The organism is Enterococcus gallinarum, from assembly GCF_021496385.1.
Taxonomy (GTDB): domain Bacteria; phylum Bacillota; class Bacilli; order Lactobacillales; family Enterococcaceae; genus Enterococcus_D; species Enterococcus_D gallinarum.
This window is the reverse complement of the sequence record NZ_CP050816.1, coordinates 1,649,286-1,661,777: the sequence shown is the minus strand read 5'-3', so window position 1 is coordinate 1,661,777 and position 12,492 is coordinate 1,649,286. Positions and strand designations below refer to the sequence as shown.

The window sequence follows — 12,492 nt, the reverse complement described above, 5'->3', positions numbered from 1 at the left end:
TTAAGAAGGAGGCGTTTAAATGAAACGGTTTGAAAATAAAAGGGTTATCGTGACGGGTGCAGCATCCGGCATTGGCAAAGCAGTTGCCCAGCAATTTCTGGATCAAGGAGCAGTCGTTGGTCTATTAGACATTGATGAAACAGAATTGAAGGCATTTGTAGAAGCCACTGAAGGTCAATCGATTTATCGTGTGGTTGATGTATCAAAAGGAGAAGAGCTCTTACAGGCAGTCACAGCGTTGGCACAAGAGTTGGGTGGTGTCGATATTCTCCACGTTAATGCAGGGATCAATGGAACCTGGACCCCTATCGAAGAGCTTTCACTAGATGATTGGGATACGACCATTACAACGAATCTTCGCAGTACTTTTGTCACAGTTAAAGCAGCAATTCCTTTTTTAAAAATCAACGGCGGCAGTATCGTGATCACAAGTTCGGTTAACGGCAACCGAATTTTCAAAAATTTCGGCGCTAGTGCCTACAGCACATCTAAGGCTGGTCAAGTTGCTTTCATGAAAATGGCGGCACTCGAGCTTTCCGGCTACAACATCCGAGTCAATGCGATTTGTCCAGGAGCGATTTCAACAAATATTGATGAGAATACGGCTATCGAAGAGGCTGTTGAAAAAATCAAAATCCCAATCGTCTTTCCGGAACGGGAACGTCCTTTGCGTCAGGAGACTGGTATTCCAGAACAAGTAGCTAACCTCGTGCTGTTTCTTTCCTCTGAAGATGCAGGAAACATTTCGGGTACAGAAGTCTATGTTGATGGAGCAGAATCATTGTTATAATAAAAATAGCCTGTGAAACAAGTCTTCAAAAACATACAAGATACTAAGAGCAGAGGAGGAACTTATCGACGGATGAGTTTCTCCTCTGCTCTTAGTATGTTTTTTTCATAGGTAAACTTGTTTCACAGACCATTTCAATTTTTGATTAGGTTTGCGATTTCTTCTAGAAAATTTTCTTTTCCATAGAAATCTGCATTCAATAGTTCTGGAAAGACCGCTTCAAAGAAGTAAGACACACTAGGACGGTGATTAAAATTTTTGACCGTCATTACTGCTTCGCGAAACATTTCTTTGTAGACTTTATCTGGATTGCTTTTTGAAATTTCTTCAAAAGATTCATAAAGCAAATCAATTTTATCTGCGATCGCCAACAATTGGCCTTCCAGGGAATCATCTTTACCATCCGCTAATCTACGACGATAAATCGGCTGAAATGATTCTGGAATCTCTTCTTCGATGAATGTATCTGTCATCTTTTCTTCTACTGTCGAAAGCATTTGCCGCAATTCTTTATTTGCATATTTGACAGGCGTTTTGATGTCTCCAATGAATCGTTCAGTATAATCATGATTTAATGCTTTTTCATAGAGAATCTGCCAATCGATCGTATTTCCCGCCTGCTCTTCAATATCAGCCAATGTCTGGGCAATCATTGCGACTCGAAAAGAATGCGCCGCGACGCTATGTTCTGTAAACTTAAAGAACCCCGGCGCCCGTTGAATCTTTTCCAAATTCGCCAGTCCCAAAATAAATTCATTCAGTCCCATCCTGAGTCCCCCTTTTTTCAAGTATAACAAATACAGAAAATGCAAACAAATTTAGACTCTACCTTCTTTTGAATGAAAGCACAAAAAAAGAGCAGCTAGGCTGCTCTGATAGGCAATAATTAAGCTTTGTTTACGTTAGTAGCTTGTGGTCCACGTTGTCCGTCTTCGATATCGAAAGTAACAGCTTGACCTTCTTCTAAAGTTTTGAAGCCTTCACCTTGGATAGCTGAAAAGTGAACGAATACGTCGTTTCCGTTTTCTGCAGTGATGAAACCAAAACCTTTGTCTGAGTTAAACCATTTTACTGTACCTGTTTCCATAATAAAAATCCTCCTTGTGTTAAAACACATATTTTGCAATTACTTGTATATGGTGAAAATGTGGGAGATGTTTTAAAATGAAACAAGCTACCATAAATTACCGTAACAAAAACTACACTTCGTATTATAGCACAGTTTTTGCTTCTTGACTATCGCAAACTTAAAAAAAATGAAAACGCAATTATTTCTTAACTTTCTCCACAAAGAAGGCTCTTTTTTAGAGAAAAAGCCTGTGACATATGTTCTACAACAAAGGGACTAATCCGAAAAATTCTACGATTGCTCCTACAGTTTGTAAGTTCTAGTAGCAACTATACAAGGGATACGCAATCCTGGTAAATCGTTCAGATTATTCTTCTTGTTGTTTATGTCACAGGCTAATTTATTCAACTGGTGCTTTACGGATATTTAGGAAACTAGTACCGCAAGATCGCAGTCAAACTTTTCTCATCCGGCGCATCTTTTTGCTCCAATATAGAGACTTCTCCACTGTTTTCCAACACATTTTTGGCCAATGTATTCAGCACTTGCCGACGATCATACTCAGTATCCGGGTCTTCTCCGAAGCCATCCACTAAATTTGAAGTGGCGATAAAGAGCTGCGCGATCCGTCCTTCTTTCGCTGCTGGTACGATGTCCACTAATTGATCCATAAATTTGCGGTCAAGCAGTTTGTTGTAAGAAGCTACTTCATTCTGCATCAGATCGTCCATCAATTTTTGCGCACACTCGGCAATTTGTTGTGGGGATAATGAAGCAGGCGATGACGCAATACAAGCATCTTTTTTGAAGTAACTTGTTTTTGCAATCTTCTTAAATAATGTTTGATTTTCAGGGAGTGCAAAAAGATAAAGCGGTAAATTTTCCTCATTTGGAAATTCATTTTTAAAATAATTGTCTACAGCTTGGTAGTAATTGACATGATCGATCTCAACCTCTTCGTCTTTAGCACTGAAGCCGTGGTAGGCAACGCCTTCACCAGAACTGTTTGGTGCACCTTGTGCACTGTAATTGAAATCTCCACCACCGCTGATTTCTTCACCAAGAGCAGTCTCAATGTCAACAGGAGCGTCTTCAGGCAATGCCACTTCAGTGACTTGCTTGTTTTCAACATGGTATACTTTCATGGAATCCCGATTCAATGCAAGTAAATAAAAGGCATAATTGAATTGGGCATTTTTGATGATCGCCAACAGGTAAGGTGTATCTCCGACATAGTATTGATCATCCACGGGAATACTCAAGCGATGGATCAATGTTTCTTCTGCTGTTAAGATCACTGCCACACTTTTGGTGCTGCTGCGCCAAAATGCCTGATCAGCAAGCAGAGTCTCAATTTTTTCCTGGAATTTGTTCCATGAGTGGTCGGGATATCTCTTCTCAAATCGGCGTTTTGCTTCTTTAGCAAAATTTTTGAATTTGATTTGATCTTTCTCAACATTTTGGTGACCTACGTGAGTATTTAGCATGATCGTGACAAATGGTCCATTGATTCCGTCAGTTGTTAATTGCGACAAAAAAGCTTTCCCAAATTTTACCATTCAACATTACCTCCTACTTGATCGGTTACACCTAAAGTGTACCATGCCTATTTTTATCCATAAAGCAAAACGATTGCATAAATCGGGTTTCTATTCCTCATCTTCCCTTATCCCGCAACAAAAATAACTATGACTTAGGGTTGCAGGAAGATGAATTTACAGGTAAAATGGGATTGTTGTGTTCCCTTAGTTAAATGGATATAACAAGTCCCTCCTAAGGATTAGTTGCTGGTTCGATTCCGGCAGGGAACGTTGAAAGAACCTGTTAAACTCTTGCTGGACAAGAGTTTTTTTGCTTATCAGATAAAAAAATCTTAGCTGCAACAGAACACTTGTCTAAGAAGCAAGTTAAAACCAAAGATGATAAAACAGATCTGGTCCATCAGCTGTCCGTATCACTGCTCTCATTTCTTAAAGGATTCCTACCTAAAACGCGAGGGGACCATCAGGTATTTTGCTGGTTGGACGACTCGATAAATCAGAAATAGTCTTCTAATATTGGTTTTCCTATTGGAAGATTAGACTTGATGCAGTTTATTGCTGCATTATCTGCCACTAATTGTTCCAAGAAAACCATTGTATCAACTGTTTGGTATCCCATAAATAACTGGACAAAACGCTGCACGGTTGTTTTTACTATTGGTTGTTGCGTCTGCGTTACTTTTTCGATTGAATGCTGACCGTCCTTGATAGAGATTTCATAAATCCCATTGTTCCAAGGCGCATATTTATCTTCTTGGATCTCAATAGCAAAAGCTCCATTTAGCTGATAAGTAAAGGGATATTGCGTCAAAAAGCGATGAACATCGACTACTCGCGCCATCATATCCGGTCTCACCTGATAGTGTGCTATTGGTTTGGCAGCAATTGCCTGGCGAATATCATTGTCATAACCTGGTTGATAAATGATTCGGGCAACAGAATCGGCATGAGAGACAATCAATCGATTCAATCCGTGATAAGCCTCAATATTTAAGTAACCCCACTCTTCAATGATGAATTTGCCTTCTTGAATCGTATAAACTAGATAACCGGTATTATTCCCAGCTTCATCGCGGTAAATGGCAAATGTATACGGCTTACGATACGTAAATTTGATCGTTTCCCACCAATCTGCTCGCAGCAATCCGCCTTTTTTATGTCTTGGCATAGCATGATAAATATCGTGGATCACACTTTTAGCCTCTGACCATGGCAGACGCTGAATCGAACCTGTTACTTTGGGACTATCGGCCCATTCATGAGCAGTAACGTCATAGACCATACGTTCAAAGACGTATTCATACCCATAGCGACGATAAAAGGGAAAAGAAAAAGGTGCTAAATAGGAAAGGACAATTCCCTGCTCATAACAATCTTCCAAGATGCGGCGCATGATGCGGTCGATTCTTCCCTGACTTCGATATTCTGGATATGACGCAACAAAACCGATTCCTGCCATCGGATAGCTTGTTCCATGAAAATCAATGGCAAAAGGTGTGGCCATGATTTGACTAGCCAACTTTCCTTGATAATCATACGAACCATAGTTCCATGAATTCTCTGCTAGTAAGCGATAACGCTCCTTATTTTTCTCACTTAATTCCCATTGGAAAGCATAAGCCACTAAATCCAAAACTTCTTGTGGGCCTGCTTCATCCATTCTACGTACATCACTCATCCGATTTCCTCCTATTACCTACCTGGAAAACACAAAAAAGGCGTCACAGGACCCCTTTAATATGATTCTTCCATCATAACCAGCATTTTTTTGAATTGTTTTCTTTTAAAATAACCTAGAATCGTTCCAAGCAGCATATCATTCATTTGTTGCAAAATACCGAATGACTTCATCGTTTCCGTATAAATTACCTTTGTCTGCTTTTCATTTATCGTTTCCAGCTCATAGCGAACGACAAACTCATTTTTGGTTGTCTCTGTCCGAAACTGATAGACTTGATTCTCAATGACTTCTTCAATTTTGATTTTTGCACGGCTGGAAGCTGAAAATTCCTTGACGTACTCATATCCGGCTAACTGTTTGCGGGAAACCGTTTTGCCTGTTGCCTTGCGGATATCAAATATCACTGAGTCGATTATTTTATCGAAAAAGACTGGACTTGGAACGTTCAATGTTTTTTCAATTTTCATTTAGACTGTCCTCCATTTGATTGATCAGCTTTTTTCTTGCCTTTCATAAACAACAAACCGCCGCCTATCAGCAAAGCAATTCCAGTAGTAAAACTGAAAATGTCTAAACGCATATTGCTTGGGTTCATGCTATACAAAATCACAAGCAACCCGATACTGCACAAAAATAAGCCGTTTTTTATCATTTTGATTCATCCCTATCTATTTAATCGTCCCTGACATCAGTTGTATTACGACATCAAACAGCGGTTGCTTGAAAGTATAGCACAGATCCCCATGGTTGGGCCTTAATCAATTCTTTCGCTTTTTTAGCTGCTGCTTCTGCATCGTCAGCTGTGGTAGTAAAAATCAATTTGATCCCTTGTTTTTCTTTAAATGTGTAAGACACACCGTCTTCATTGTATCCTTCTAATAATTCTTTGATTGCATCTTGCTGCATAGCACTTGCGATTGAGATCATTTTTTATTCCTCCTCGAGCAGTTTTCTTGCTGCTGTTTTCTATCTGTATTCTAAATGAATGAAAAGAAGAACTGCTACCTCAACTATGAAGCGATAGCAGTTCCTCTCGATTAAAGGGCTATTCGCCTAATTTTGGATCAATTTTATTTGCTGAGATAACAAATGGCGCCCAGATGAAGAAGGTGACCACCATACATACTAAAGTGACGATTGGCGCACGCCAGTCTGCACCGGTTGCTAAGAATGATAATAACATTGGCGGCACAACCCAAGTTACTTGTTGAGAAACTGGTGAGACTAATCCCCAGTAAGTAGCTAACCAACCAATTGTTGTAGCAACAAGTGGTGCAATAATGAATGGAATGAACATGATCGCATTCAATACGATTGGCAAACCAAACATGACTGGTTCGTTGATATTGAAGATACCAGGTCCAATTGATAATTTGGCAACTGTCAGATAGTCTGCACGTTTAGAGAAAACTAAGATGGCGATCAAAAGAACGATCGTTCCACCTGAACCACCAAACCATGCAAATGCATCGAATGATCCACGAACCCACATATACGCTTTTCCATCTTCAATGGCTGCTAATACCGCGCTTGTTCCAGTTTTTCCATCATATCCTTTTTGGAAAATATCAATATTGATCAACTGTGCTTGTCCCCAGATACCTTCCAAAACTGGTGCTAATACGTTTGGACCATGGATACCAAAGAACCAGAAGATTTGCACAAAAACAGTAACGATCAGGACTGCACCTATTCCTTGAGAAAGACCCAAGAATGGTTCAGCAATATATTTCTGAACAAGGTCGATAATCAATTGTCCATCCGTCAATTGTCCAACAATAAAGTTAATAATAGCAATAACATACAAAGCGATTGTTGCCGGTAAGATTGCGGCAAAAGCTTTCGAAACTGCTGGTGGAACGGAATCCGGCATTTTGATTGTAATATTGGCTAACATTAATTTACAGAAAATGATGACTGAGATTGCTCCCATGATCATTACAGTAAAGTATGCATTCCCATTTAGATGGTTTAAATTCAACCAGCCCCAGCCGCCAGCTGTAATTCCTTCAGCTGTTGCTGACCAACCAGTTGTTGCTGTACCAGCATTGATTTCATCCATCAAATTTGCAGGAACTGTCGTCGCAACAGATGTGCTATATGAAAAAGCGATTCCTTGGATCAGTGTCGCCATTCCGACGATCCCACCGGCAAGGTCATTGACGCGGTATGCTCGGGCTAAGTTATACCCCCAAGAAAAAGCAAAAACCAATCCAGCTACAGCTAGTGTACCATTCCAAACAAACCCATTAATACTAATAATTTCACGTATAACTGGAATTGTACTTGCATCATAACTAGGCCAAAACTGTGGCGGCAGATCGCGAATGATCGCATTGATCATTACAGCGATCGAACCAGCCATTGTCGCGGGCATTGTTCCAATAAACGCATCACGCAACGCTACTAAGTGCTTTTGAGCACCGATCTTCGCTGCTACGGGGAGAATGTATTTCTCCATCCAACTCGTTAATCCATCCATTTTTATGTCCTCCTATAAGTTCTATTCGCCAAAGAAGATTTTTCTAAGAGATAAAATCAACAAATAACTACTTCTATCCGTTCAAAGATTATTCGTTACTCATACGTCGATAAATATCAATGATTTCTTTCGCTAGATCTGTAAATGCGATTGATGTCATTAGATGGTCTTGCGAATGAACCGTCAACAAGGTCACTGTCATATGGTTTCCTTGCGCTTCTTGTGTCAACAAACCAGTTTGTGAGTGGTGTGCTTCTACTAAAGATGCTTCAGCATCCGCAATCTTTTGGTCTGCCAATTCAAAATTTCCTTCTTTGGCTGCCGCAATTGCCTCCATTGCATCACTTTTCGCATTTCCGCCATACATGATCAAACCCATAATGGCTTCCAAATTTTGCTCGTCCATCAAAAAAATCCTCCTCTTACTTCACTACTTCATTAAGCTTTCTGCTTGTGCTAAAACTTTTTCGCCATTCATCATGCCATAATCAGCCATGTTGATGACTTCTAAAGGAATCCCTTTAGGTGCTAATTTTTGTTCAAACTGTGATTTCATAAAACGTACTTGTGGGCCTAACAATAGAACATCCACCGGTTTTGATTCTAAATGTTGGTCTGCTTCTGAAGCGGAAACTGCAAAAATATCTGCGTCCATTCCTTTTGCTTCAGCTGCTTTTTGCATTTTTGTTACCAACAAACTAGTACTCATGCCAGCAGAACATACGAGCATAATCGTTTTTTTCGCCATCATTGTCACTCCTTTCTAAATTATTATTTACACTTAACTATAAAGCAAAAAGCGTGCCAAAATAAAAAAAGTGCAAACCTTGATTTAACAATGGTCTGCACCAATTTAACGCTTACACACTTTTACTTTTTCTCATTACACACTAATATTGTGTGCGGATTCATGATGATTTTTTATTTCATTTTCTAAGAACATCTGTGTGAGATACGCAATCTCATCTTCAGAGATCTTGATTTGATAATTTTTTTCGATTTGCAGCAAGTTCGTTCGCAACACATCGGTCTCGATTCGATACCGCTTTTGGAAGTTTGCTAAATCCTTAAATGCTCGGGAAGGTTCCTTTTTCAAATTGCTCTCCACAAGAAAAGCAAGGTGGATCACTAACCCGGCATCTACAGTCGGTTCTAGTGTCACATGCAGCTGATTCTGAACCTGATGGACGATTCGTTGCAAGCTCTCGATCAAATGGTAGACAGACCCGACATGCGTAAGGGTATTTTCAAGAGAGCGTACAATTTTCTCGATGGGAACTTCATCAGAAACAATTCGCTTCAGCACATTCAACCGTTCGTCATCAAAGACATCATAAGCCGAAAAGAAAGGAATGTTTTGATAATCGATATCTACTGTGCCAGCGATGGCTTTGATCTCATATTCTTCTAGCAACCCATCGATGTGTTTCTTGAAGGTTTCTTTCTCAATAAATTGCATTTGAATAATTTCGACCTTCTCTTGATCGACGACCGGATAGATGCGCTGATACAGCTTGGCAGCGACACCTTCTCCCGTAAAGCACGTAACGATTACTGCCTTTTTATTGCCTTTGGCTTCCCGAACCGTGCGGAATTGCTCTTGAACGATCGTCTCAAAGGAACGCTGGATGTTTTGATAGATATCCTCGAGACTGCGTCCACTCTCTGCCATGCGCAAAGCTTCCAGCACGATCATCGTACTGGACATGGAGATTGCTTTCGTCCGAATGCCCGTTTCTTCATAAATAAGTGTTGCAAAAGAGTTCAATGATCCCATATCAGTGAGAAGCAATAGACCATTACTTAATTTATCTTTATTCTTAGAAACATAGGCCAGTAACTTTTCATACATGGCGCCCACTTCTGTATCCAATGACATATTCATTGCATAACCGCTAGTGGTTTCCAATAGCTCCTGTGCGGTTTCCAGCATACTGCTAGCTGTTGCTCTTCCATGCATCAAGACGACGACTTCTACCTTCTCAAGCGGCATGATCTGTTTTTTCACCTGAATAGCTAGAAACATACTAATAAAGCCAATTTCATCGAAGGGAATCTCCACGTGTCGTTCCTCTTCAATAATAGTTGATAGATCCATCGCCACTTGAAACTCTGATTTCAGATTTTTCCGAATCGTATTTAAGTCTGGATGAACGATCATGTGGCCTTCTTTTACGCGTTCTAATGTACTTTGAAGATGAAGTGCAAAGGCAAAACGTGCTTTTTCATTGTATGTACGATCCAATTTTTGCTCAGCGATATCATAAAGCTGATTGGTCAGTTTCCAAATATCTTCTGGAATCAACTCTTTGTGAACGGGATTTTGCGTCAGCTCTTCTACATACATTTCAAAATAGGCATCCACATCCTTGGAAATCAGATTTTCCAGATCGATCGTTGCAACACCTGTCTCGATCAAGCTGCTGACTTTCTCTTCAATCTCATTGTAAACCTGCATATTTCTTTGAGGATCTTGTGACCAAACAACATCTTGATCCCCAGGCTCGAAACTCAAAAAATCGCCTTTGCCTTCTAAAAATCGATCGAGACGTTCCGACATTTCTTTGATTTTCAACAATCCTTTTTGGACTTGCAGTGAACAATCTTCTTTACGAATCAATAAATGCTTTTTGCCGTAGGTCCGATAATGGAGGAAAGCTTTGGCACAGACTAATTTCAAATCACGTTTGATTTGACCGATATTGCCTTCTGCTTCATACAGCATAAAGGCCAAAATCGCATCTCGCTCAACGTCGATCCGTTGATTGAGCCGAGTTGCTTCTTGCTTGATAAATAAGGAGATGATTTCATATCGTTCATCCAGTGAACGACTCTCCACATTCGGCAAAGTGATGGCCATTGGAATCCTTCGGTTGAATGTCGTCAAAAATGTTTCTGAAGATTCTGTTGTAGCACCGATGATCTGCACAGAAGCTTCATACACTTGATTGCTTTCACCCAGAGGACGATAGACTCCCTTGTCGATAAAGGTAAAGAGCATTTCCTGGCCTTCCGGCGGCAAACGATGAATCTCATCCAGAAACAAAATACCGCCATCGGCTTTCGCCATTAGTCCGGGACTATCTTCCGCAGCGCCAGTGTATGCTCCTTTGCGGATCCCAAAGATATGACCAAATAGCAATTGGGGATTTTGCGCATAGTCCGCACAATTAAACGCAACAAATGGGGCATCTTTTTTCAGCATTTTTGATTCCACAGCGAAATGATACATACACTCCGCAAATAATGATTTCCCGGTCCCGGTTTCGCCGAATATAATAGTATGCAGTCCACGGGGCGGATATAGAATGGCCGCTTTCGCCTGTTGGATACTGACTTTCAAAGAAGCTTGAACGCCCACCAGACTTTCAAAACTAACCTCGGAGGACACATCCACATGAACTTCCTCATTCAATGGTTCATAGATTACTGGCCGACCAGCACGCTTGCTGATTTTATTTTCTTTAAATAATTCACTGAGATAACGGCTTGCATTACTGCGATCGATTTGTAAAATCTCCGCAACCTCTAAGGCTGTCAGACCTTGTTTGTGCAGTTCGATCGTCTGAAAGATTTCTTCTTTCCTTGAATTCACGAAAATGCCTCCTCAATATTACACACTAGTAATTAACCACCGTTAATGGTAACACAAAAAGACGCTCAATGGCGTCTTTTGCCTTTATCTTTTTGGTTTTTTTGCTTTTTCTTCGTTTTCTTTGGCATAGTGTGTAATTTTTCAGAAGTTTTTCTGGAATTTTTCTGCACACTCTGCTCTTTTTTAGGTTCACTTTTAACTTCCGGACGCTCTGTGTGAAGCGCACCTCCATGCAAGAAAACTTCTTGCAGCGTTACATCCAGCTGTGCGGCAATTTTCTTTAGATCCTTTAATGTATGGTCTTGGACGATCGTGATCACTGTTCCCTCATTTCCCATCCGTCCCACACGACCTGCTCGGTGAAGATAAGATTCTTTCTCTTGTGGAACCTCGGTGTTGACCACATACCCCAGCTGATCGACATCCAATCCTCTGGCAGCAACATCTGTCGTTAGTAATTCACAAATCTTTCCCTGACGGAACCCATCAAGCGAAGCACGGCGGGTCAGTTTGTTCTGGTCTGAAGCAAGGGAGGCGACTGGCAAACCATGAAAGAGCAGTTTTTCTTCAGCATTACCTAATGCACTTAATTCATTGAAAAAAATCAATCCTTGAAAATCTGGTAAGTAAGCCAACCGGCGCAAAGCATCCACTAGTTTACGACTCGGGTAATTCAAATAATAATGATGGATCATCCCTTTGCTCTGGTCTTCCTCTGTCACATCAATGACCTGTGGTGTTTCAAAAGCCAGTTCTTGAATTTCTTTTAGAACCTCATTGGCAGTTGCAGAGAAGAAACTGCGAGTCGCCTGTTTTGGAATAAGCGTCAAGATTTTGCTAGCGAGCCCAAAGGCCCCTTCTTTCAGTAATTGATCCACTTCATCCAAGACTATCCCGTGAATCTGTTGCGTTTTGACTTTTTTTAATTTGATCAATTCCAATACTCGTCCTGGTGTCCCCACCAAAACTTCTGGTTTGGCCTTCAACTTTTCAATTTGTCGCTTAGTATTTGCGCCGCCAATCAGTGGTAAAACCTGCAAATCTAAAAGCTGGGCCCAATCTCGTGCGACCTGTGTGACCTGCATGGCCAGTTCTTGGGAAGAGGTCAAAATCAGGAGCTGATTGCCTTCACCAACTTTTACAGTTTCCAATAAAGGTAGTAAATAGGCCAATGTTTTCCCTGAACCTGTCGGCGAAACGCCTACTACTGATTGTCCTGATTTCAAGAAGGGGTAAACCCGTTCTTGAATCAGTGATGGCGCAGAAAAGCCGCTGCTTTGCCATTTTTCTTGCCAAACTTCTGCTAAATAAGTTGCTGTCATACATTCCATTCC

The 12,492-nt window shown here is 40.7% G+C and carries 13 protein-coding genes and 1 tRNA gene; 2 read left to right on the top strand and 12 right to left on the bottom strand.

Annotation, left to right across the window (positions count from 1 at the left end; translation table 11 throughout):
- Positions 1–19 precede the first annotated feature (19 nt).
- On the top strand, positions 20–790 hold the full coding sequence (locus HED61_RS08240) for an SDR family oxidoreductase (RefSeq protein WP_003126921.1): 771 nt from the start codon (positions 20–22) through the stop codon (positions 788–790).
- 134 nt (positions 791–924) lie between these two features.
- On the opposite strand, the gene HED61_RS08235 is transcribed toward HED61_RS08240, so the two are convergent.
- The 3 genes from HED61_RS08235 to HED61_RS08225 all read right to left on the bottom strand — a co-directional run bounded on the left by HED61_RS08235 (position 925) and on the right by HED61_RS08225 (position 3,418).
- Positions 925–1,557, bottom strand: coding sequence for an HD domain-containing protein (locus tag HED61_RS08235; protein WP_005472230.1), 633 nt, complete (start codon positions 1,555–1,557; stop codon positions 925–927).
- A gap of 119 nt (positions 1,558–1,676) precedes the next feature.
- On the bottom strand, positions 1,677–1,877 hold the full coding sequence (locus HED61_RS08230) for a cold-shock protein (protein WP_003126918.1): 201 nt from the start codon (positions 1,875–1,877) through the stop codon (positions 1,677–1,679).
- A 416-nt stretch (positions 1,878–2,293) separates the two neighbouring features.
- On the bottom strand, positions 2,294–3,418 hold the full coding sequence (locus tag HED61_RS08225) for a baeRF6 domain-containing protein (RefSeq protein ID WP_138371726.1): 1,125 nt from the start codon (positions 3,416–3,418) through the stop codon (positions 2,294–2,296).
- A 180-nt stretch (positions 3,419–3,598) separates the two neighbouring features.
- Between HED61_RS08225 and HED61_RS08220 the strand changes: the two genes are divergently transcribed.
- Positions 3,599–3,670, top strand: a tRNA-Arg gene (locus tag HED61_RS08220).
- 226 nt (positions 3,671–3,896) lie between these two features.
- Here the strand turns inward: HED61_RS08220 and HED61_RS08215 are convergent.
- From HED61_RS08215 to HED61_RS08175, 9 genes are all read right to left on the bottom strand, one after another.
- Entirely contained in the window at positions 3,897–5,078 is a 1,182-nt protein-coding gene (locus HED61_RS08215; RefSeq protein ID WP_195957784.1) for a GNAT family N-acetyltransferase, read from the bottom strand.
- Positions 5,079–5,134: 56 nt separating this feature from the next.
- Entirely contained in the window at positions 5,135–5,548 is a 414-nt protein-coding gene (locus HED61_RS08210) for a DUF3284 domain-containing protein (RefSeq protein ID WP_003126911.1), read from the bottom strand.
- Positions 5,545–5,733: a DUF3188 domain-containing protein gene (locus tag HED61_RS08205; protein ID WP_003126909.1), complete on the bottom strand. Its 189-nt coding sequence runs from the start codon at positions 5,731–5,733 to the stop codon at positions 5,545–5,547. The genes HED61_RS08210 and HED61_RS08205 overlap by 4 nt, the downstream gene beginning before the upstream one ends.
- Positions 5,734–5,786: 53 nt before the next feature.
- Entirely contained in the window at positions 5,787–6,008 is a 222-nt protein-coding gene (locus HED61_RS08200; RefSeq protein WP_003126906.1) for a hypothetical protein, read from the bottom strand.
- A gap of 118 nt (positions 6,009–6,126) precedes the next feature.
- On the bottom strand, positions 6,127–7,563 hold the full coding sequence (locus HED61_RS08195; protein ID WP_003126904.1) for a PTS sugar transporter subunit IIC: 1,437 nt from the start codon (positions 7,561–7,563) through the stop codon (positions 6,127–6,129).
- Between the two features lie 88 nt (positions 7,564–7,651).
- Positions 7,652–7,969, bottom strand: a complete 318-nt coding sequence (locus HED61_RS08190) for a PTS lactose/cellobiose transporter subunit IIA (protein WP_003126901.1) — start codon at positions 7,967–7,969, stop codon at positions 7,652–7,654.
- Between the two features lie 24 nt (positions 7,970–7,993).
- The gene (locus HED61_RS08185) at positions 7,994–8,311 is read right to left on the bottom strand and encodes a PTS sugar transporter subunit IIB (protein WP_003126900.1); all 318 of its coding nucleotides are present in this window, start codon (positions 8,309–8,311) and stop codon (positions 7,994–7,996) included.
- Between the two features lie 135 nt (positions 8,312–8,446).
- The gene (locus tag HED61_RS08180) at positions 8,447–11,158 is read right to left on the bottom strand and encodes a sigma 54-interacting transcriptional regulator (protein ID WP_195957785.1); all 2,712 of its coding nucleotides are present in this window, start codon (positions 11,156–11,158) and stop codon (positions 8,447–8,449) included.
- Positions 11,159–11,223: 65 nt separating this feature from the next.
- Positions 11,224–12,480: a DEAD/DEAH box helicase gene (locus HED61_RS08175; RefSeq protein ID WP_230322350.1), complete on the bottom strand. Its 1,257-nt coding sequence runs from the start codon at positions 12,478–12,480 to the stop codon at positions 11,224–11,226.
- Between the last annotated feature and the right edge of the window lie 12 nt (positions 12,481–12,492).